This is a genomic window from Pantoea sp. BRR-3P (assembly GCF_039621635.1).
GTDB lineage: Bacteria > Pseudomonadota > Gammaproteobacteria > Enterobacterales > Enterobacteriaceae > Pantoea > Pantoea floridensis.
In genome coordinates this window covers 2,928,626-2,949,922 of record NZ_CP155066.1, presented here as the reverse complement: position 1 = coordinate 2,949,922, position 21,297 = coordinate 2,928,626, and the positions used below count along the sequence as shown (strand labels likewise).

Below are 21,297 nucleotides of genomic sequence, written 5' to 3'. Positions count from 1 at the left end.
TCCATTCAGGGGAAGGTCAAGAGGTGAATATGAACATCAGCGATGTGGCAAAAAAAACCGGGCTTACCAGCAAAGCGATTCGCTTTTACGAAGAGAAAGGCGTGGTGACGCCGCCAGCGCGCAGTGACAATGGTTATCGCCATTACGCTGCGCATCATATTGATGAGCTCAACCTGCTGCGTCAGGCGCGACAGGTAGGATTTACGCTGGAAGAGTGCCGTGAAATGGTGGCGCTTTTTAACAATCCCGCGCGTCACAGCGCCGATGTAAAAGCGCGTACCTTGCAGAAAGCCGCCGAGATTGCCGCACATATTGAAGAGTTACATGCCATGCGCGCGCGGTTGCTGGCGCTAGCAGAAGCCTGTCCGGGCGATGACGGTGCGGAGTGTCCGATTATCAATCATCTGGCGGGGTGCTGCCATCAGGCCGAGGGAAAGCGCGGCTGAATGATTAGCGTAATACCGATGACGCCGGTCACAATCACCGGCGTACCGGCAGGCAGATCGCTCTCCGCCTGCACGCGCCAGCTGCTGTCACCAATGCGCACGTGGCCCAGGCCATTTTTTAGGGTGTTATCCAGCGTGAGCTGCATCCCCATTAATTGGCTGCCGCGCTGATTGAGCGTATTGGGCTGCTGTGACGATTCACGATAGCGCATCCAGCGGTACCAGAAAAAAACGCTCAGCAGCGTCATCACCGCAAACATAATTCCCTGGCTGGTCCATGAGATGGGAACAATCCATTCAATCAGCGCCACGGCCACCGCCGCTAAGCCGCTCCACAGTAAGTAACCGCTGGTGCCCAGCATTTCGGCGGCAAGCAGCAGGCCGCCCAGAGTGAGCCAGAACCAGTGGGGGTGCGCAATCAGCTCCATGAGGATCATGGTCTGCGCTCCTGACGGCTCTCCTTCAGCAGTTCACTGATCCCGCCTATCGCGCCAAGCAAGCTACTGGCATCAAGCGGCATCATCACCACTTTGCTATTGTTAGCCTCCCCGATTTTTTGCAGGGCATCGGTGTATTTCTGCGCCACAAAATAGTTCACCGCCTGAATGTCCCCGGCGGCTATAGCTTCAGACACCATGCGCGTGGCATTGGCTTCGGCTTCGGCCTGGCGTTCACGCGCTTCGGCTTGCAGGAAGGCCGAGGTACGTTCACCTTCTGCTTTAAGGATCTGCGACTGTTTGTCACCTTCGGCGCGCAGAATCGCGGCCTGACGTACACCTTCCGCGCCCAGAATGTCGGCGCGTTTAGTTCTTTCCGCTTTCATCTGCGCGTTCATTGCCGCAATCAGCTCCTGCGGCGGACGCACATCACGGATTTCGATACGGGTGATTTTTACACCCCAGGGATTGGTGGCTTCATCGACGATATGCAGCAAGCGGGTGTTGATGTTATCGCGCTGTGACAGCATCTCATCCAGCTCCATGCTGCCGAGCACGGTGCGGATATTTGTCATCGTCAGATTAAGTATCGACAGCTCAAGATTGCTGACTTCATAGGCGGCGCGTGCCGGATCGACAACCTGAATAAAGCACACGGCATCAATCGTGACGTTGGCATTGTCTTTAGAGATGATTTCCTGCGAGGGAATATCCAGTACTTGTTCCATCATATTGATTTTGCGACCAATACGATCCATGAACGGGATGAGAAGATTTAAGCCAGGTGCCAGCGTTTTGGTGTAACGGCCAAAGCGTTCTACCGTCCACTGATAACCCTGTGGAACAATTTTTACTCCGGCCCACACGGTGACGAGTGCGAGCACAATAATGACGGGAATCACCGTTAACATATAACCTCCTGGCTGTCAGATTGTCGGGCCGAGTCGCTTCGGCCCGTTTAACGCGCGGTACCGATCAGTACAGCAGCGAGTAAAGCTGGCGGCGATAGCGGGTGGCGAGGGTATCGCCGGTGCCCAGTGCCGCTAAAATTTCCTGAAACATTTTACGCACCTGGCCGTCACCGGCGCTGAGATCGCTTTTCAGGAAGCTAAACAGCAGTTCTAATGCTTCTTCGTTGCGGCCAACCTGATGCAGCTGTAAGGAGAGTTTAGCAGCCAGCTCAGCATTCGCGGGATCGCTCGCCAGCTGCTCCTGCAACAGCTGAATTTCAGGCGTATCGGCGGCTTGCTTCAGCAGGTCAATTTGTGAAACCAGGCTCTGATAACGCGTATCCTGATCCTGCAGCGGCACCTTATCCAACACCGTTTCCGCTTCATCGCTGCGGTTCAGGGTGATCAGGACTTCGGCCAGCAGGAAGCCAATTTCACTGTTTTGATTGCTGAGCTGCCAGGCATCTTTCAGCAGCGGCAGCGCATCCAGCGGTTTGCCTTCATGCATAAATTGCATGGCTTGCTGCGCTTTTACTTCTTCTTCACGCGGCAAGACCTTTTGCAGCAGAGCGCGAATCGCTTCCTCCGGCTGCGGGCCCTGGAAGCCGTCAACCGGCTGACCGTTCTGGAACAGGTAGACGGTAGGAATGGAACGCAGGCCAAACTGCGACGCCACCATCTGCTCTTTATCGCAATCCAGCTTCGCCAAAATAAACTGTCCGGCATACTCCTGCGCCAGACGTTCCAGCACCGGCGTCAACTCCTGACAGTGCTGACTGCGCTCGGACCAGAAATAGAACAGCACCGGCAGCTGCATCGACTGCTCTAACGTCTGTTGCAGGTTGGATTCGTTGATGTCGATAATCAAAGCGTGTGACATGAGTACGTCTCTTGGCAGAAAGTGTGTTGAGGATATGGGGGCAAGCTGCCCATGTTCAAGTTCGATTCTGCGTTGCAGCTTAGTTGCTGCGCAAAATGCGATCCAGTATCCAACCTGGCAACAGCCGTTTCAGCAGACTCATTGCCCAGGCCACCAGCGTCACCGGATAACGCAGGCGCGGATGTTTGCTCTCTAATGCGTGACGCAGTTTCGGCAAAATCGCTTCAGGTGGCAGAGTAAAGCGCGCGGCGATGCCGGGATTACGCACCGGTTTGTCTTGCTCGCCCTGATGCACGTTGTCGGTAAAGCGGGTGCTGATCGGGCCCGGCTCAATCAGGCTGACGCGCACGCCGGCATTGCGCACTTCGAGGCGTAGCGCATCGCTCCAGGCTTCCAGCGCCCATTTGCTGGCGGCATAGGCACCGCGTCCCGGCGTGGAGATCAATCCCAGCACCGAGCTGGTATTGACGATGCGTCCGTTGCCGCTGGCTTGTAGTGCAGGCAGCAGTCGCATGGTCAGTTGATGGGTGCCAAACAGGTTGGTGGAAAACTGCTTTTCCAACTGCTGACGTGATACGCTGCTGAGCGGCCCATACTGGCCAAAACCGCCGTTGTTAAACAGCGCATGCAGGCGATGATCGGTCAGTTCCAGCACGCGATCGGCCGCAGCATCGACGCTGGCGGCATCATCCAGATCCAGCTGCACGCCAATAAATCCCAGCGCTTCCATGCGTGCCACATCTTCAGCGCGACGACAGGCGGCAATCACGCGATAGCCACGCGCCAGTAAATCATTCGCGGCAACCAGGCCAATGCCGCTGGAGCAGCCGGTGATGAGAATTGTTTTTTGCATAGCAATTAAGTCAATGATTTTGATTATTATCAGAATCAATGAATTGCTATGACATAGTCAACCCTTGTCTATTATGTGGCCGATATCTTTTCGCGCCTTTTGCCAATTCTATAGGCGGGTTTTTCAATATAGCGCCACGATAACCATGCTAATAGCAAAGATAACACTATCGAGAGGGTAAAACGCAGCATACCAGGTTCGATACCCGTGCTGTCGAAACGTTTGGCCAATCCGTAATTGAAAAGATTGTGAATAAGATAGAGAGAAAATGAAATATCACCCAGCTTGAGTAACCATTGCGGAACCCAGTTTTCAATAGATCTTTCAGCACCGATAACAAAGAGCAATACTAGCGCGTAAATCCAGCCTGAAGATAATAAGCCATGCGCTAAAAATTTCCCTTCACTGAATTGGCTATAGGCAAAAATTAAGGATGCAAAAGCTAATAGTGCCATCAGTTTGCTATTAATGCGTTGGATATATGAAATGGAAGCACCAATTATCATACCGACGATGAAAAGCAAAATCATCGGATTCGAAATAAGGTTTAACTGCCCGCTAGAGAAGCCATAGCCGGTAGGAGAGAAATTTATAGCGTAACCATTGAACCATGGAAGAAGTACCAAAGATGCGATAAACCAAAGAGTGATAAATAGCCAGCGCATTGGTAACATTAATAACAATCCAATTACCAGATAAAAATAAACCTCATAATTGAGTGTCCAGCGAATGCCATACATCCCACTATCGTCGATGTAAAAAGGAGCATGATCGTGATAAGCTGGCTGAAAAATTAAAGAGGTAAAAAAATTAAGCGCTTTATCTTCATAATGGAATGTACTCATGGCGCCGGACAACATAAACGTAATAATAAGAAGAGCGTAATAGGCAGGTAGAATACGGAATGCACGGCGTTTGAGAAAATTTACAGCGCCAGAAAAGGTTGCCGGTGTAGTTTTAACGGTTAAAGCGATAACGAAACCACTAATTAAAAAAAAGAGATCAACACCTGTTGCACCCCAACCAAACAGCCGGTCACCCAGGTTTGGGTATGATTCGTTAATGTTCCAGCGAAAATGGAATAACATCACGCTTAAGGCAGCCAGTCCTCTGAGTGCCTGAACACCTTTAAAATAACTTCTGTTCATAAAATAATCTTCGCCAGGATCGCGTCTTGCTAACACGCTGTCTAAAGAGAAGAATTTTACATCATTTTGTTAAGAATGAGACCACCAAAAGTTAAGACTGTAGGCTTATCGAAAGGATATTTGCGATAAATAGTGAGACGATACCCATACGCGCCGCGATTACGCAGCGCGTTGCAAGCGTCTTTCAGTATGCTGGTTTATATTTCATATAATTACCCGTTAAAATCACGCGTCTGGATTAATCATGCTTTACTAACGGAGCCAGTTCGGTCGCCATCAGATTGGCGATAAACGGCTGAGCATCCGGATTGGGGTGAATGCCGTCCTGCTGCATCCACTCCGGCTTCAGGTAGACCTGCTCCATAAAGAAGGGCACCAGAGGAATGTTGTACTGCTGTGCCAGGCGCGGATAAATCGCGCTGAACGCCTCCGTATAGCGACGTCCATAATTGGCAGGTAGACGAATCTGCATCAGCAGCGGCTGCGCCTTAGCGGCTTTCACTTCGTCGATCACTTTGGTCAGATCGGCAGCGATGTTCTGCGGAGGGAAACCGCGCAGGCCATCGTTACCGCCCAATTCGATTAACACCCAGCGCGGTTGATGCTGTTTTAATAGGCCAGGCAAACGTGCCAGCCCAAGGCCTACGGTATCTCCGCTGATGCTGGCGTTCACCACATTGGGCTGCTGTTGCCACGTTTTATTCAGCAGGCTGGGCCAGGCCGTCGTGGCCGACATGCGATACCCGGCGCTCAGGCTATCGCCCAACACCAGCAAGGTATCGGCGGCAGCGATACGCGACACCAGCAGAAGCAATAACAACAGGAAGGGATAATGCCAGCGGAAAACATTGTTGCAGTTCATCATCTTACTAAGTCCGTCGGTCAGGGAGAGCATCAGCTGACCATCCTTACCGGAGTTGAGCTGGTTGTCAAACCAGCCGAGACCATCGCCTTAATTGGCGAATCTGGCTCGGGTAAATCCACGCTGCTGGGTATTCTGGCGGGCCTGGACGATGGCAGCAGCGGCGAGGTGCACCTGCTGGGCCAGCCGCTACACAACATGAACGAAGAGCAGCGAGCGGCCCTGCGCGCGCGTGAAGTCGGCTTTGTCTTTCAATCCTTTATGCTGGTGCCGACGCTCAACGCGCTGGAAAATGTTCAGCTGCCGGCGCTGCTGCGTGGCGATAGCGATCGTGAAAGCCGCACCCAGGCCGTGGAGCTTTTGAGCGTGCTGGGGCTGAAAGATCGTCTGCATCATCTGCCCGCACAACTTTCTGGCGGCGAGCAGCAACGTGTGGCGCTGGCGCGCGCCTTTAGCGGTCGTCCCGGTCTGCTGTTTGCCGATGAACCCACCGGCAACCTCGATCGCAAAACCGGCGATCGCATCGCCGATCTGCTGTTCTCCCTCAACCGCGATTTTGCGACCACGCTAATCCTGGTGACGCACGATGAACAACTGGCGGCGCGCTGCGACCGCCGCTTACGGCTGCGTGACGGCAAATTGTGGGAGGAAGCATGATTTGGCGCTGGTTCTGGCGTGAGTGGCGATCGCCCTCGCTGCTGATAGTCTGGCTGGCGCTCACGCTGGCGGTGGCCTGCGTGCTGGCGCTGGGATCGATCAGCGATCGCATGGAAAAAGGGTTGAGCCAGCAGAGCCGTGACTTTATGGCGGGCGATCGCACCTTGCGCAGCAGCGCACCCGCGCCGCAAGCATGGCTGAGTAAAGCGCGTGACGAAGGTTTGTCTGTCAGCCGCCAGCTGAGCTTTATGACCATGACTTTCGCGCAAGAAACGCCGCAGCTGGCGGACGTTAAAGCCGTTGACGATGCCTATCCGATGTTTGGCACGTTGCAAACTGATCCACCGGGGCTGCGCCCCCAAGCGGGAACGGTGCTGGCCGCGCCGCGTTTGCTGGCGTTATTGAATTTGAAAGTGGGTGACAGCGTAGACGTCGGCGACACCACCTTGCGCATTGCCGGTGAAGTGATCCAGGAGCCGGATGGCGGCTTCAATCCGTTTCAGACTGCGCCGCGTTTGCTGATGAATCTGGCAGACGTAGAGAAAACAGGGGCCGTTCAGCCGGGCAGCCGCCTGAGCTGGCGCTATAAGTTCTCGGGTGAACCGGCACCGCTGGCACGCTATGATCGATGGATCGAACCACAGCTAAACGCCGATCAGCGCTGGGTCAGCGTCGAGAATTCGGAAGATGCGCTAGGGCGATCGATGCAGCGTGCGCAGCAATTTTTACTGCTCTCTGCGCTGCTAACGTTAATGCTGGCGATTGCTGCGGTGGCGGTGGCGATGAGCCATTATTGCCGCAGCCGCTACGATTTGGTGGCGGTGCTGAAAACGCTGGGCGCGACGCGTAAAGCGCTGCAGCGATTAATCATCGGACAATGGCTGGCGGTGCTGTTGCTGGCCGCCATCGTCGGCAGCGCGCTGGGGCAGGGTATTGAAGTCATCCTGCTGTTAATGCTGAAACCGGTGCTGCCCGCCGCGCTGCCGGCCGCCAGTTTCTGGCCGTGGCTGTGGGCAATTGGCGCGATGTTCGTTATCTCGCTGTTGGTCGGTTCGCGTCCTTATCGTCTGCTGATGGCTACTCAGCCCCTGCGCGTATTGCGTCGCGATGCGGTGGCAAATGTGTGGCCGTTGCGCTTTTATCTGCCCGCCATGGCGCTGATCGTCATGGGGCTGCTGGCGCTACTCATGGACGGGAGCAAAATGCTGTGGGCGCTGCTGGCGGGCGTGGTGATGCTGGCGCTATTGCTGGCGTTGCTCGGCTGGGGCACGCTACTGCTGCTGCGAAAGCTGGTGGTGCGCAATCTGGCGCTGCGGCTGGCGATAAACCGCCTGCTGCGGCAACCGGCAATGACGCTCAGCCAGCTGGCGGCGTTTTCGCTGTCGTTTATGCTGCTGGCGCTGCTGCTGGTGATGCGCGGCGATCTGCTCGATCGCTGGCAACAGCAGCTCCCTGCGGATAGCCCGAACTATTTCTTGCTGAATATCACCCAAGAGCAGGTGCCGCAGGTTCGCGATTTTATGAATGGGCATCACATTAAACCTGAAACCTTCTATCCGATTGTTCGCGCGCGCCTGACCGAGTTGAACGGCCAAGAGGCGGATCCGAAGCTGGATAACGCGCTCAATCGCGAGCTCAATCTGACGTGGCAAGCCGATCGTCCGGATCACAATCCGCTGATTTCCGGCAGCTGGCCGCCAAAAGCCGGTGAAGTCTCAATGGAAGTCGAGCTGGCGGATCGTCTTGGCGTGAAGCTCGGCGATACCTTGATCTTCAGTGGCGATACTCAGCAGTTCAGCGCCAAAATTACCAGCTTGCGTAAGGTTGATTGGGAAAGTCTGCGCCCGAATTTCTTCTTCATCTTCCCGCCGGGCGCACTTGATCAACAGCCGCAAACATGGCTGACCAGCTTCCGCATGGATAACAATCCGGCGCTGCTGGCCCAGCTTAATCGGGCGTTTCCTACGCTGAGCCTGCTGGATATTGGCAGCATGCTGCGCCAAATAGGCCAGGTGCTGACGCAGGTGAGCCAGGCGCTGGAAGTGATGGTGGTGCTGGTGACGGTGTGCGGCGTACTGCTGCTGCTGGCGCAGATTCAGGTGGGCATGCGTCAGCGCCGCCAGGAGCTGGTGGTTTATCGCACGCTGGGTGCCAGCAAACGACTGCTGCGTGGGACGCTGTGGTGCGAGTTTGCACTGCTTGGCGTGGTGTCGGGCATTGCGGCGGCGTTGGGGGCGGAAGCGGCGCTGTGGGGATTGCAGCGCAAGATCTTTGATTTCCCATGGCAGCCAGACTGGACGCTATGGATCGTGTTGCCGATCGGTGGTGCGCTGCTGTTATCGCTGTGCGGCGGTTGGCTGGGCGTAAGGTTGCTGCAAGGCAAGGCGCTGTTCAGGCGGTTTGAGGCGGCTTAATGCACAGGGTCAGCTTGAATGCCGCCCCTGAAAAATGCTACCGAGGCAGGTAGGGTCGCCATTCATGGCGACCTGGTGACTTAGAGCTTCTCCACTGCCCAGGCAATCCCGCTGGCATACTCCTCCGGCAGCAGCGGCACCAGTGCATTCAGCGCTAAGGCTAAACGCGGGCGATCGCTATCGGTCAGATTAAGATGTCCCACCTTACGACCGGCGCGCACTTCTTTATCGTACCAATGCAAATGCACCAGCGGCTGTTGCAGCCACGCCAGATTCACATCGGTACCAATCAGATTTACCATCACCGACGGCGCAAACACCACCGGCTGCGGCAGCGGCAAACCGAGCACCGCACGCAGGTGCAGCTCGAACTGGCTGATTGACGCGCCGTTCTGCGTCCAGTGGCCGCTGTTGTGCACGCGCGGAGCGAGCTCATTAATCAGTAATCCTGCTGGCGTAATGAAGCACTCCATCGCCATCACACCGACGTAATTCAGCTCATGCATAATGGCGCTGAGCATTGTTTCAGCCTGCTGTTGCTGTGCGGCATCGGCCTGCGGGAAGGCCACGCTGGTGCGCAGAATGCCGTCCTGATGCAGGTTATGCGTCAGCGGATAAAACACCGTGCTGCCATCGTGTCCACGCGCGCCCACCAGCGACACTTCGCCGCTGAAGTTAATGCCTTGCTCAACGATGCATTCACCGTAGCACTCATCCGGCAGCGCGTCGGTTTCATTGGCGCGCAAGCGCCACTGGCCGCGACCGTCATAGCCGCCGGTGCGACGCTTGACAATCGCCAGTTCGCCAAGGGTATTGAACACCTTAGGCCACTCGGCTTTATCGGCCAGCAGCTGCCACGGCGCGGTGGCCAGGTTTAACTGATCCAGCAGCTGTTTTTGCGTCAGGCGATCGGCCAGACGCGGGAAAATATCGCGATTCACAAATGCAGGATGGCTAGCCAGTTCGCGGGTTAACGCGGTTTCCGGCCAGCGCTCGATTTCGGCAGTAATTACACTTTCAGCGATCGGCAGCGCAGACGGTTCTGCATCCAAACCCACCGGATACACCGCGATGCCGAGCGGTTCACCCGCCTGGCGCAGCATGCGGCCTAACTGACCGTTGCCTAATACACAAACCGGCTTCATGCTTCCTCCCGCGGATCCGGGTTATTCAGCACTTCATCGGTCTGCGTTTGACGCCAGTTGGCGATGCGCGCGGCCAGCGCGCTGTCGTGAATCGCCAGGATCTGCGCCGCCAGCAGTGCAGCGTTGGCGGCACCGGCTTTACCGATCGCCAGCGTACCCACTGGAATACCGCGCGGCATCTGCACAATGGAGTAGAGGCTATCAACGCCGCTCAGCGCGGCACTTTGCACTGGCACGCCCAGCACCGGCACCAGCGTTTTGGCGGCCAGCATGCCCGGCAGATGGGCAGCACCGCCAGCACCGGCGATGATCACCTGAAAACCGTTCTCGGCGGCGGTTTCCGCGAAGCTGAACAGTTTGTCGGGCGTACGGTGAGCTGAGACCACTTCAACGTGGAAGGGCACATCCAGGCTGTTAAGAATTTCCTCGGCGAACTGCATGGTAGCCCAGTCACTTTTAGAACCCATGACGATGGCGATACGGGCCGGGGTGGCGTTGGATGACATGCGGTCAACTCCTGTGAATATGCAAACGAACCTGGCCGGGCGGGCAGGTGAAGAAGGGCACAGAGAATAGCATGAGATGGCAGCAAGGAAAACGGTTGCGTAGGCGGAAAACGGGCATTTACGCCCGGATGTTAGAAGGGGAATTCGATTAGGCTTACGCCGCTGGCATCAAGCTGAATCATCGAGCCATTCTCATGCCAGGCACCGAGCACCGCGCGCTGGGCGTTTTCGCCATGCAGCGGGAAGTGATGAATCGCCGGGCGATGCGTGTGGCCGTGAATCAGTATCCGCAGCTTGTGGCGCGTCATCGTTTCCTCAACGGCCTGCTGATTGACGTCCATAATGCTGACCGACTTGTGCTGATTAGCCTGCTTGCTGCCATTACGCATGCGCGCAGCAATGCGCATGCGCATGCGCAAAGGCAATGCGAGGAACAGGCGCTGCAGCCAGCGCTGATGCACTTTGGCGCGAAAACGCTGATAGCCTTCGTCATCGGTGCACAAGGTATCGCCGTGCATGATCAACACGCACTGACCATATAGCTCCAGCACCTGTTCTTCTGGCAGCAACGTCATGCCACAGGCACGCGCAAAGCGCTGGCCGAGCAGGAAGTCGCGATTACCGTGAATGAAGAATGTTGGCACCGGTAGCGCTGTGAGCGCTGCCGCAATTTGCTGATGCAGCGGATTCGGATCGTCGTCGCCGATCCAGGCTTCAAACAGATCGCCAAGAATGTAAAGCGCATCGCACGAACGCGCTTCACCCTGCAAAAAATGCAGAAAACCGGCAGTAATTGCCGGTTCTTCATTACACAGATGCAGATCTGCGATAAACAGCGTGCGCGACATTACTCGCTAACGGTCACTTTCTGGATGACAACGTCGTCAACCGGAACGTCCTGATGCATGCCGCTACGGCCAGTTTTCACCGCTTTGATTTTCTCAACCACGTCCATGCCTTCAACCACTTCAGCAAACACGCAGTAACCCCAGCCCTGCAGGCTTTCGTCACGGAAGTTCAGGAAGTCGTTGTCTGCTACGTTGATGAAGAACTGGGCAGTGGCTGAGTGTGGAGCCTGAGTACGCGCCATCGCCAGCGTGCCTTTGGTATTCTTCAGGCCGTTATTCGCTTCGTTGCGAATGTCTGCTTTGGTATCTTTCTGCTTCATGCCAGGCTCAAAACCGCCGCCCTGAATCATGAAGCCGTTGATTACGCGATGGAAGATAGTGTTATCGTAAAAACCTTCCGCGCAGTATTCCAGGAAGTTCTTTACGGTAGCCGGCGCTTTGTCATCGAAGGTTTTGATTACGATATCGCCATGGTTCGTCTGGAAAGTGACCATTATATTCTTCCTGTAAAGGTTGTCGTCAGTATCAGCTGCCGCGCCAGCGAGGCGGCGGGGCATTTTTGTAGACGCTCCTTATATCACAATTTCCAATAACGCGTCAGTAACCCAACGGCAGTTGGCAAGCGAGCGATGCACAACTGAGAAAAATACGGCACAATAACCGGCTTGACGTTGGTCAGTTAAGCGATGAAAACAGATCATACAGAGCGCAGACATCGTAGCGGCGCAATTTATTGCGCGATAAATCGCGCCGCTACGGAATGTGCGGTCATTGAATACCATGCTTAACCGATCGGCTGACGCAATAAACAGCTAGATTTTTGATAGTTCTATTCCCGCACACGTAAAACAAACGGAACCGTTCAATGCTAAAGATTTATAACACCCTGAGTCGACAGAAAGAGGAATTCAAACCCATCCATGCCGGTGAAATCGGTATGTACGTGTGTGGTATTACGGTTTACGACCTCTGTCATATCGGCCATGGGCGTACCTTTGTGGCATTCGACGTGGTGGCGCGTTATCTGCGTTACGTGGGCTATCAGCTAAAGTATGTGCGTAACATCACCGATATTGATGACAAAATCATCAAGCGCGCCAATCAAAACGGCGAAAGCATTGAAACGCTGACCAATCGCATGATCGCCGAAATGCATAAAGATTTCGCTGCACTTGGCATTCTGCCGCCGGATCTGGAACCGCGCGCCACGCGCCATATCGATGAGATTATCGAGCTGGTCGGCACGCTGATTGAACGTAATCACGCCTACGTCGCCGACAACGGCGACGTGATGTTCGACGTGCTGAGCGACAAAGCTTACGGCGTGCTGTCACGTCAGGATCTGGAACAGCTGCAGGCCGGTGCGCGCGTCGAAGTGGCGGACGTGAAGCGCAATCCGATGGACTTCGTGCTGTGGAAAATGTCCAAAGCCGACGAACCAGCATGGAATTCGCCGTGGGGCAACGGTCGTCCAGGCTGGCACATAGAATGTTCGGCGATGAACTGCAAACAGCTCGGCACCCATTTCGACATTCACGGCGGCGGCTCGGATCTGATGTTCCCGCACCATGAAAACGAAGTGGCGCAATCCACCTGTGCGCACGATGGTCCGTACGTGAATTACTGGATGCACTCCGGCATGGTGATGGTTGATCGCGAGAAGATGTCGAAATCGCTGGATAACTTCTTCACCGTGCGCGATGTGTTGCAGCATTACGATGCCGAAACCGTGCGCTACTTCCTGATGTCGGGCCACTATCGCAGCCAGCTCAACTACGGCGAAGATAACCTTAATCAGGCGCGTGCGGCGCTTGAGCGTTTGTACACCGCGCTGCGTCACACCGACGCCAACGCTACGGCGGCGGGTGGCGAAGCGTTCGAAGCGCGTTTCCGCACCGCGATGGATGACGACTTCAACACCCCGGAAGCCTATTCGGTGTTGTTCGATATGGCGCGTGAAGTGAATCGCCTGAAAACTGAAGACAAAGCGGCGGCCGATGCGTTGGCGGCGAAACTCCGCCAGATCGCCGATGTGCTCGGCATTCTGCAGCAGGATCCGGAGCTGTTCCTGCAAAGCGGTGCGCAGGTTAATGACGACGAAGTGGCGGAAATCGAACATTGGGTGAAAGCCCGTTCCGACGCGCGTGCAGCCAAAGATTGGGCGCAGGCGGATGTGGCGCGCGATAAGCTCAACGAGTTGGGCGTGATCGTTGAGGATGGGCCACAAGGTTCCAGCTGGCGACGCAAATAACCGGAGAGGGCGAGAAATCGCCCTTTTTTATTATGGCGATTGAACAGATTCAGATTTACGGCTTCCGCTCGGTACGCAACTTAACGTTGCCGCTGAAACAGCTCAACGTGGTAAGCGGCCCCAACGGCTGCGGCAAATCCAACCTGTATAAAGCGGTGCGGCTATTGCACGAAGCGGCTATCGGGCGCTTAGCGTTGGCGCTGGCGGAAGAGGGCGGCATCCAGAAAGCGATGTGGGCGGGCGGCTTGCGGCGCGGCGATCGTCGCCACGATCCGAAACGTCTTTCATTGGCAGTGGTAATGGACGACATGGATTACCAGCTCGATGTCGGGTTCCCTGAGCCGTTGGCCACCAGCATGTTCAACCTCGATCCGCTGGTGAAAGAGGAACGCTTGTGGATGAGCGGCCAGCGGCGACGTCCCTCTTCCTGCATTCTGCAACGCAGCAATCAAACGGCTTTTCTGCATAACGTTGATGGCGAGCGCGTGAGTTATCCGGCGGTGCTGCATCCGGAAGAGTCGCTATTTGGGCAACTGGGCGAACCGCATCTTTATCCCGAGCTTTCGCAGGTGCGCGAACGGCTGCGCCAGTGGCGCTTTTATCATGAGTTTGCCGTGTGGCCCGGTTCGCCAATTCGTGCGCCACAGATTGGCGTGCGCGCGCCGGTGCTGAGCCACGATGGCAGCAATCTGGCGGCGGCGTGGGCCACCATCGTCGAGCGTGGCCATCACGAGCTGTTGTTTCAGGTGATGGAAGAGGCTTTTCCGGATACGGAATTTCACGTGGATGTGCAGAACGGGCGTTTTCAGATGCTGATGTCGCGACGCGGGATTTTGCGTCCGCTGGAGAGCGCCGAGTTCTCTGATGGCACGCTGCGATTTCTTTGCTTAGTGGTGGCGCTGCTGAGCCCGCGCCCGCCCGCGTTTATGGCGCTGAATGAACCGGAAAACAGCCTGCATGAAGATCTGCTGCCGGCGCTGGCGCGCCTGATCGCTGAAGCCAGCCAGTTTAGCCAGCTGTGGATCACCAGCCATTCACCGAAACTGGCAACGCTGATTGCTGAACATACCGCGGTGAATCATATCGAGCTGGAGCAAATCGAAGGGGAAACGCGCGTGGTGGGTGACGAACGGCTTTTATAAGGTCGCCATGAATGGCGTAATGCCGCTCACTTGAGCAAAAAAAGTCTCTTTATGCAGGTGCGCATGAATGCGCACCCTACGAAAACCCGGCGATATCCACGTAGGGTCACCATTCATGGTGACCGTATCAATTACTGCACTTAATTACGCGACAACCGTAATCTTAAAACCCGCAAACTCAACCTTCTGGCCTTCTACAATCTTGCAGCGCTTACGCGTTTCCACTGCGCCATCTACGCGCACTTCGCCTTCTGCAATCACCGCTTTCGCCTGCGCGCCGCTCTGTACCCAACCTTCGAGCTTCAGCAGGTCACACAAATCAACGTGGGCATGTTTACCGAGAGAAAAACTGGCCATTATGCCTCCTCAATGTCGTGAAATTCTTCGCACGCCGTCAGCGTGTTTTGGATCAATGTAGCGACCGTCATCGGACCGACGCCGCCTGGAACGGGCGTGATGTACGAGGCGCGCTCAGCCGCCGCGTCGAACTCCACATCACCCACCACTTTACCGCTTTCGAGGCGGTTGATACCGACATCAATCACTACCGCGCCCGGTTTGATCCAGTCGCCCGGAATAAAGCCCGGCTTGCCAACCGCCACGACCAGCAGATCGGCGTGCTCAACGTGATGACGCAGATCTTTGGTGAAACGGTGCGTGACGGTGGTGGTGCAACCGGCGAGCAGCAGCTCCATGCTCATCGGACGGCCAACGATATTCGATGCGCCAACCACTACGGCGTTCAGGCCGTAAGTATCAATATTGTAGCGCTCCAGCAAGGTGACAATACCGCGCGGCGTACATGGACGCAGCTTCGGCGCGCGCTGGCACAGACGACCGACGTTATACGGATGGAAACCATCCACGTCTTTATCCGGCACGATGCGCTCCAGCACTTTGACGTTATCGATGCCGGCTGGCAGCGGCAGCTGCACCAGAATGCCATCGATATCGCTGTCGTTATTCAGCGTATCAATCAGCTCCAGCAGCTCTGCTTCGCTGGTGGTGGCCGGCAGATCGTAGGAGCGGGAGATGAAGCCCACTTCATCACAAGCGCGACGTTTGCTGGCGACATAGATCTGCGAAGCCGGGTTTTCACCCACCAGCACCACTGCCAAACCGGGCGCACGTTTACCGGCCGCCAGACGCTGCTGTACTTTTTCGGCAACCTCAAGGCGCACCTGCTGCGCAATCGTTTTACCGTCAATAATTTTTGCTGCCATCAGAGAGGAAATCCATCTGTAGAGGGTTAAATCGGGGATGGCGCCTATTCTGTCAGAAGCGCGTGCGGCTGTCAGGTAGAGATTCGCCCTCTACGGTGCTTTCCCGACTTTTCGCCGTGGCGCCAAGCCGCGTTAGCGCTTATCATGCCCGGCAGTGAATGAGATGGATGACGTGATGATTTGGTTAATTCTCGCCACGCTGGCGGTGGTGTTCGTGGTAGGTTTTCAGCTGCTGACGGCCAGCTCGCGCCATGCGGTGCAGGCGCTCAATAAACGGTTGCAGCTGCCGCCGGTGCATATCGAATCGATGCTATCGCTGATGGGCAAAGAAGCGGCAAAAGAGTTCACCGATTACATCGCCGGCGATAATGACACGCATCTGCACAACGGCGCGGCGGTGCTGCTGATTTGGCAGGTGCTGATTGTCGATGGCAGCGACGAGAATATGCAGCGCTGGCATGGCATTTTGAGCCGCGCGGGGTTTTCTGCGTTGATATCGAGGCAGCAATTGTTGCTGGCGTTGGGGTTCTTGCGCCAGCTGGAGCCGGACAGCCAGGAACTGCATGCGCTGCGCGACCAGTATAATGCGCGCTTCACCCAGCAAGGGATTGAGATGGAAGGCGAAACAGAAGCAGGCGGCAATCTGGTGTCGTTAAGCGACTGGCGCAAGCGGCATTAAGGGGTTTAGGTTAATCTTGCAGCACTCCGCTGCTCGTGGGAGGCAAAAACGTTGACGCGCGAGCCGCTGGACGTATAATCCGACCCAATCACTATGCGCCCTTAGCTCAGTTGGATAGAGCACCGGCCTTCTAAGCCGTAGGTCACAGGTTCGAATCCTGTAGGGCGTACCATATTTTCTTCCATTCAGTTCTTTTAAATTCTACTTTTCCTATAAAATTCAGCAGATAACACTCATTTATGCTCCATAGCGGTCCAAAGTGACCTATTACGTACTACACATGGTTAGGAGCACGATAAGGGGCACTGTCAGGTTCAACGAAGTGGATTGCGACAACGCTGTCATTCTGGTAAATCGCGTTGTTGCAGCCCTGATTTAAGCGGGTAACGCGGTGTTCGAGCGTCGCGACGTAGCGGGTTTCATCGGCTGATGTGCCGCACTGACGAAACTGCGTAATGACGCCGGGAACAATGCGCGGTTTGACTGACTCGTAAGGCTTGCCGTCGGGATACATCAGAAACAGGGCGGAATAGTTAATGATGTGGTGGGCGGGGAGATCCTTCACCGCGCTGGTGAACTCAATGTGGTAGCGGGGAATGTCGCTGATGGCTTCGCTGCCGCTGAACCTGAGCACAGAAATATCTACGCCGGGCAGCTGAGATTCCAGTCGGGTTAATCTGAGCTGATAATGGTTATGGAACGGTAATTTACTGCCGGCAATAATGTATTCCTGAATGCCCATCGTTTAATTCCCTTTGAACGTTAATCCTGACTTACCCGGCGATTATCTTTGCGGAGCAAAATCGACATTAAGCCAGCGGCTTCAACCCTTTGACATTCCTTTAGTCGTTAAAGCCTTTATTGCACCAGTCCAGCTGCGCCCGGAAGCAGTAATAATGAATGTTACTCCTGCAACTTATTGATTTGATGAGTGTATTAATTCATTGTTAACACTGTGTTTACCGGATTATTCATAACTTAACCGCACGACTTTTTCCCGATGTTGCAGAACGTAGCATAATTCCAGGAGGGATTTAAATAGGGGTTTATCATATAAAAGCGTAATTAAAACGTTTGCAAGATCAGCTGGAAATTTTATTAAGATAGTTCAAGAAAATGTTGGCAGGATATTTCTGAGAGAAAGTTCTTAGTGATTAAGTGGTGTTCGCTTATATTGATTATTCTTACTGGCCGTCAATCCGCTGATTTTCATTTGGTTTAAGTAATCTACTCCTGATTTGTAGGAGTTATCCTTCAAATGCGTATTTGGGAAAATGGTAGAATCACAGCAAGGAGAGAGTAGTTCTGTCATTCGAGAGTTCAGTGTTGATGCTAAAATATGAATCTATGTTTAGTAGGCCATAGTCCTTAAGTTTAAAAAGTATGACCTTAAAACATCAATATGAACCATATATCTTTATATCGTCAATTTTTCGCGTAAAGGTTCCTGTATGATCAATATTTCTACTCTCAATATCGCTAAAACCATTCGATTGATAGCCCAGACAGGGGTAAATGGCAAACCAGTTATCTTTCTCCATTATTTTAATCCAATTGGCGTCAAGATGGAGTTTTTTATTCGTTAAGTCCTTCTCCAGGTTCTCTTTGGTTTCGTTTAAATTTTCAATTAGCCTGTCATAATAATGTGCGTTGACCATATAACAGTTACTACAATACGAAAATTTAGTCCGGGTAAATCCCGTGGTTATTGTGTTAAGAATGTAATGATTACCTGAAAGCATCGCCACATCCCAGGAGGCTTGCTGTGTCAGATGATTAATAAACGTTAACCAGCGCTCGGGGTCTTCTGGGGAATTATTGAAAACCATATCATCTTCGATAATTAAAATGTTTCTCCAGCCATTATTTTTTGCTTCATTTAGCACGGCTATGTGAGAGAGTACACAACCATATTGTCCAACTTCATGTGAAATGGCTGCAAAACGATGATATTTTTCTTCTGGAATGCCAATGAGTTTAAAATTATCCCGTAATTGTGCATCACGATCCTTGCGAACATCTAAGTTAATATAAACTATCCTGTCCACAAAGCTCCAGTCCCATGACTGAATATCATTGCTATTCATCTGATTTCTCTTCTTAAAGGCATATGAATATATTGTTATGCTTTTCAAATTTATTCAAAATCTGTACGTATTTATAAAACTGTAATCGATTATCCATTCCTAGCTTTTTTATAGCATTACGCCGATAGGTATAAGAACTGTTGGTTGAGCAACGCATAATGTGCGAAATGTTTCGAATATCATGCCCATGCCCACTGAGCAATACCAGCCTCTTTTCTGGTTCAGACAATTGTGCGTTTTTCCGTATTTTGAAATGTCGATAAAAATCGCTCTTTTCCACTCCGTCATGTGGAAGTGTTGCAGCAGTAAAAATACGTACGATGAAGCTGTGAATATCTTCAATAAATAACCCGGAAACGTTAAATGTAATGTGAATGGCGGACGGCTGTCCGCTCTTTTTTCCGGGTTGAGTAATAGTCTTGTCTTTGCTGAATATATTTATTATTACTGCATTGTCGGTGAAGATGATGTTCGCCGTTTCGTTAAAGTTCTTCACATCGGCGTCAAGGATTTTATAATCATTCAACGATTTACTCTGCTTGACGTAGTCAAGCATGCTAATCATCCCCTGGCGATAGAAGACATTTTGCGACTCAACGGCGACGGTTAACATTCTTATTATCCTTATTGTTTTAAAAAGACTGCAACTCCGGCGTCTCTTTTTCGTTATGTCAGACGGCAGGTGAATAGCTATTGATGATTTGAACGTAGTGCTTACGCTGATATTCAGTAAATTCTTCGTTTGCCTGAAGGGTAAATACCAGTACATCACGTTCAATCGGGTTATAACGCGAGTGCTTGGGAAGTTTGACTACCGATTGAACCTGTCGCACAATTTCACCGTCATCCAGATAGCGATTAGCAACCTGGATAACGTCAAGTTTTGCCGGACCGATTTGATGTCTCAACATTTTTCCTTCAGTTTGAAAACCAGGCAGGCGGAAACGTAAATTTTCCATCTCTTTTTCTACCCACTCTTCCTGAGTTTGTTCTTCTGCTAAACCCGCGCGAGTAATGATGACGCGGTATTCTTTATCATCTGGATCACGAAACATCAGCAACTGAATAGAACGATCCATAACCGGAGGTGCCGTCATAAAGACTCCCTCAGCAATATGATACATAGTATTTTTATTATCCATTGAGAATGGTCTCCTTTGTATTTTCTATAGGTATCAGCAACATTTCGACGCGCCGATTTATTTGTCGCCCTTCCGCTGTCACATTGCTGGTCATTGGTTCGGTTGCACCAACACCTCGCACTTGAATCAGCGAAGGATCGATATTTTTTTTGATGAGCCAGTGGCGAACAGCATCCGCTCGCTCCAGAGATAAAGAGGCATTTAGTGCGTCGCCTCCGGTACTATCTGAATGGCCAATAATCAGAATCCGGTAGCCTGGCGCTTGCGCGATTTTGTGTGCCATCTCTTCCAGCGGAGGCGTGGCTTTTGCTGAGATGTCAGATTTACCCGGATCAAATAAAGGAATGACTCCTGCAGACGTCACTACTTTTACCGCCTGCAAATTTGCCATCTTTTTATTCAACGTTCGGCTAATGGCTTCGCATGGGCTGAGTCCCCAATTTTGTAGGGACACTTCAGCGGAACAGCGCTGCGATTGCTCATCAAGCTGCTGTAGTTGAGCAATTTTTTGATTCAACCTTGCAACCGATAACTCACGTTGTTCTTCGAGTAGCGCTATTTCATGCTGGTAGGTTTTTTGCTGCTGCAAAGATTGCCAGCCAGCAACTCCTATCTGGGTTAATAGCAGCAAAGTAATTAAGCAAATACTCCAGAGTAAAGCCGGCTGCTTACCGTAAATAGGAATAACGGGAACCACTGCGGGCTTGGGTATATAAAGCTGTTTGATGGCGGGCAACGGCGGCATCGGCATTCTGTTACCCAGCGCAGGAAGAATGGCGTAACGTTCTTCCAGCCATATCGACCATGCGCCATGCCGTGTAAAGCCATGACCATAATCACACAATAGCAAAGCGCTCAGCTTAAGCGTGGAATGGGTAAATATCTTAGTCAGCGCGGCACTAATTTCTTGTTCTTCTAGCCAGCAGAGTAAGTCATAGCCCAGCGCAGCACGTTGTATATCACTTGCGGAATTATCCTGATTTTTAAGATAATTTTTTAGCCGATTGATTTCGTCCGGCATATTTTGCGCCTGCAGACGATTGAAATCGAGTTCACCACTCCAGCTCGCGTTAGATGAGGAATGTTTGCGGAGTTCAGTGCTGATATGCGCATAAATCCCTATTGTGCAGGGGATTTTAATATCAGATATGACCCCGGAAAAATCTCTCAGCCAGTTGAGAAGGTGGTGATTCAATAATGCTGACGTTTCATGTCCATCTGGCAGAAATGGAAAAAAAGCGGCAACCGGCGTATTTGGAGAATGCTGCTTAATATAGTCAAGGCGACAGGCTAATTCATCGGGATTTTTGATTAATAGCCAGGTCGACTTTTCACAGTAGCGAGTACTGTCTGTGTAATTGCTTTCGGTAAACCATTTCTCTGCATAAGGTCCCAAAATCAGGACAACAGGGGAGAGCTGCTCGGGTTCCGGTTGTGGTTCTTTGGGCGGTTGAGGTAATTCACGCGTTTCCCAGCGCAATTGCTTGATGATGAGAAGTACAGCGAGCACGGCAAATCCGAACATAAGCAGTTCGCCGGTGAGCTTGTCTTGTTGTAGCCAGGAAAGCGCTGAAGTAATAAGCAATGCGACTGCAACCAGCATCATATTTAATTTTTGATAGCTCAT

General features: G+C 52.9%; 23 protein-coding genes and 1 tRNA gene. 7 read left to right on the top strand and 17 right to left on the bottom strand.

What is annotated here, in order from left to right; translation table 11 throughout:
• Positions 1-29 precede the first annotated feature (29 nt).
• Positions 30-446 carry a Cu(I)-responsive transcriptional regulator gene (gene cueR, locus AAGR08_RS13760; protein WP_097094662.1) on the top strand — a complete coding sequence of 139 codons (417 nt, stop codon included), beginning with the start codon at positions 30-32 and terminating at the stop codon, positions 444-446.
• Here cueR and AAGR08_RS13755 read toward each other — a convergent pair.
• From AAGR08_RS13755 to tesA, 6 genes are all read right to left on the bottom strand, one after another.
• Positions 422-880: an NfeD family protein gene (locus tag AAGR08_RS13755; RefSeq protein WP_345829920.1), complete on the bottom strand. Its 459-nt coding sequence runs from the start codon at positions 878-880 to the stop codon at positions 422-424. The two genes, cueR and AAGR08_RS13755, sit on opposite strands and share 25 nt — an antisense overlap.
• Positions 880-1,794, bottom strand: coding sequence for an SPFH domain-containing protein (locus AAGR08_RS13750; protein WP_097094661.1), 915 nt, complete (start codon positions 1,792-1,794; stop codon positions 880-882). The genes AAGR08_RS13755 and AAGR08_RS13750 overlap by 1 nt, the downstream gene beginning before the upstream one ends.
• A 64-nt stretch (positions 1,795-1,858) precedes the next feature.
• The gene (locus AAGR08_RS13745) at positions 1,859-2,713 is read right to left on the bottom strand and encodes a co-chaperone YbbN (RefSeq protein ID WP_097094660.1); all 855 of its coding nucleotides are present in this window, start codon (positions 2,711-2,713) and stop codon (positions 1,859-1,861) included.
• Between the two features lie 79 nt (positions 2,714-2,792).
• Positions 2,793-3,566: an SDR family oxidoreductase gene (locus AAGR08_RS13740; RefSeq protein ID WP_345827130.1), complete on the bottom strand. Its 774-nt coding sequence runs from the start codon at positions 3,564-3,566 to the stop codon at positions 2,793-2,795.
• Positions 3,567-3,637: 71 nt separating this feature from the next.
• The gene (locus AAGR08_RS13735; protein ID WP_345827129.1) at positions 3,638-4,714 is read right to left on the bottom strand and encodes an acyltransferase; all 1,077 of its coding nucleotides are present in this window, start codon (positions 4,712-4,714) and stop codon (positions 3,638-3,640) included.
• 238 nt (positions 4,715-4,952) lie between these two features.
• On the bottom strand, positions 4,953-5,579 hold the full coding sequence (tesA, locus tag AAGR08_RS13730) for a multifunctional acyl-CoA thioesterase I/protease I/lysophospholipase L1 (protein ID WP_345827128.1): 627 nt from the start codon (positions 5,577-5,579) through the stop codon (positions 4,953-4,955).
• Between tesA and ybbA the strand changes: the two genes are divergently transcribed.
• Positions 5,547-6,233 (top strand): putative ABC transporter ATP-binding protein YbbA, encoded by a 687-nt coding sequence (gene ybbA / locus AAGR08_RS13725; RefSeq protein ID WP_097094658.1) that lies wholly within the window; start codon positions 5,547-5,549, stop codon positions 6,231-6,233. The genes tesA and ybbA overlap by 33 nt on opposite strands.
• Positions 6,230-8,647 carry a putative ABC transporter permease subunit YbbP gene (gene ybbP, locus AAGR08_RS13720; RefSeq protein WP_345827127.1) on the top strand — a complete coding sequence of 806 codons (2,418 nt, stop codon included), beginning with the start codon at positions 6,230-6,232 and terminating at the stop codon, positions 8,645-8,647. The genes ybbA and ybbP overlap by 4 nt, the downstream gene beginning before the upstream one ends.
• A gap of 80 nt (positions 8,648-8,727) precedes the next feature.
• On the opposite strand, the gene purK is transcribed toward ybbP, so the two are convergent.
• The 4 genes from purK to ppiB all read right to left on the bottom strand — a co-directional run bounded on the left by purK (position 8,728) and on the right by ppiB (position 11,640).
• Positions 8,728-9,792, bottom strand: a complete 1,065-nt coding sequence (gene purK / locus AAGR08_RS13715; protein WP_097094656.1) for a 5-(carboxyamino)imidazole ribonucleotide synthase — start codon at positions 9,790-9,792, stop codon at positions 8,728-8,730.
• Positions 9,789-10,298, bottom strand: a complete 510-nt coding sequence (gene purE / locus AAGR08_RS13710) for a 5-(carboxyamino)imidazole ribonucleotide mutase (protein WP_345827126.1) — start codon at positions 10,296-10,298, stop codon at positions 9,789-9,791. The genes purK and purE overlap by 4 nt, the downstream gene beginning before the upstream one ends.
• 131 nt (positions 10,299-10,429) lie before the next feature.
• On the bottom strand, positions 10,430-11,146 hold the full coding sequence (locus tag AAGR08_RS13705; RefSeq protein WP_345827125.1) for a UDP-2,3-diacylglucosamine diphosphatase: 717 nt from the start codon (positions 11,144-11,146) through the stop codon (positions 10,430-10,432).
• On the bottom strand, positions 11,146-11,640 hold the full coding sequence (gene ppiB, locus AAGR08_RS13700; protein ID WP_097094653.1) for a peptidylprolyl isomerase B: 495 nt from the start codon (positions 11,638-11,640) through the stop codon (positions 11,146-11,148). Before ppiB ends, AAGR08_RS13705 begins: the two co-directional genes overlap by 1 nt.
• 371 nt (positions 11,641-12,011) lie before the next feature.
• Here ppiB and cysS point away from each other — a divergent pair, with 371 nt between their 5' ends.
• Complete coding sequence (gene cysS / locus AAGR08_RS13695; protein WP_097094652.1) at positions 12,012-13,397, top strand: cysteine--tRNA ligase; 1,386 nt, start codon at positions 12,012-12,014, stop codon at positions 13,395-13,397.
• A gap of 32 nt (positions 13,398-13,429) precedes the next feature.
• Positions 13,430-14,539 carry an AAA family ATPase gene (locus AAGR08_RS13690; RefSeq protein ID WP_345827124.1) on the top strand — a complete coding sequence of 370 codons (1,110 nt, stop codon included), beginning with the start codon at positions 13,430-13,432 and terminating at the stop codon, positions 14,537-14,539.
• A 144-nt stretch (positions 14,540-14,683) separates the two neighbouring features.
• On the opposite strand, the gene ybcJ is transcribed toward AAGR08_RS13690, so the two are convergent.
• Positions 14,684-14,896: a ribosome-associated protein YbcJ gene (ybcJ, locus tag AAGR08_RS13685; protein WP_007890771.1), complete on the bottom strand. Its 213-nt coding sequence runs from the start codon at positions 14,894-14,896 to the stop codon at positions 14,684-14,686.
• The gene (gene folD / locus AAGR08_RS13680) at positions 14,896-15,762 is read right to left on the bottom strand and encodes a bifunctional methylenetetrahydrofolate dehydrogenase/methenyltetrahydrofolate cyclohydrolase FolD (RefSeq protein WP_097094650.1); all 867 of its coding nucleotides are present in this window, start codon (positions 15,760-15,762) and stop codon (positions 14,896-14,898) included. Before folD ends, ybcJ begins: the two co-directional genes overlap by 1 nt.
• Before the next feature lie 175 nt (positions 15,763-15,937).
• On the opposite strand from folD, the gene AAGR08_RS13675 reads away from it, so the two are divergent.
• Together AAGR08_RS13675 and AAGR08_RS13670 are read left to right on the top strand one after the other, a co-directional pair.
• Positions 15,938-16,441, top strand: coding sequence for a DUF1198 family protein (locus AAGR08_RS13675; RefSeq protein ID WP_345827123.1), 504 nt, complete (start codon positions 15,938-15,940; stop codon positions 16,439-16,441).
• A 95-nt stretch (positions 16,442-16,536) separates the two neighbouring features.
• A tRNA-Arg gene (locus AAGR08_RS13670) sits at positions 16,537-16,613 on the top strand.
• A gap of 102 nt (positions 16,614-16,715) precedes the next feature.
• Here the strand turns inward: AAGR08_RS13670 and AAGR08_RS13665 are convergent.
• From AAGR08_RS13665 to AAGR08_RS13645, 5 genes are all read right to left on the bottom strand, one after another.
• A complete protein-coding gene (locus tag AAGR08_RS13665) occupies positions 16,716-17,183 on the bottom strand; it encodes a contractile injection system protein, VgrG/Pvc8 family (protein ID WP_345827122.1) in 468 nt (155 codons plus the stop codon).
• Positions 17,184-17,838: 655 nt separating this feature from the next.
• Positions 17,839-18,528: a glycosyltransferase family 25 protein gene (locus AAGR08_RS13660; protein WP_097094649.1), complete on the bottom strand. Its 690-nt coding sequence runs from the start codon at positions 18,526-18,528 to the stop codon at positions 17,839-17,841.
• Between the two features lie 13 nt (positions 18,529-18,541).
• A complete protein-coding gene (locus tag AAGR08_RS13655; RefSeq protein ID WP_345827121.1) occupies positions 18,542-19,141 on the bottom strand; it encodes a hypothetical protein in 600 nt (199 codons plus the stop codon).
• A gap of 58 nt (positions 19,142-19,199) precedes the next feature.
• Positions 19,200-19,670 carry a DcrB-related protein gene (locus AAGR08_RS13650; RefSeq protein WP_097094647.1) on the bottom strand — a complete coding sequence of 157 codons (471 nt, stop codon included), beginning with the start codon at positions 19,668-19,670 and terminating at the stop codon, positions 19,200-19,202.
• A complete protein-coding gene (locus AAGR08_RS13645; protein ID WP_345827120.1) occupies positions 19,663-21,297 on the bottom strand; it encodes an OmpA family protein in 1,635 nt (544 codons plus the stop codon). The genes AAGR08_RS13650 and AAGR08_RS13645 overlap by 8 nt, the downstream gene beginning before the upstream one ends.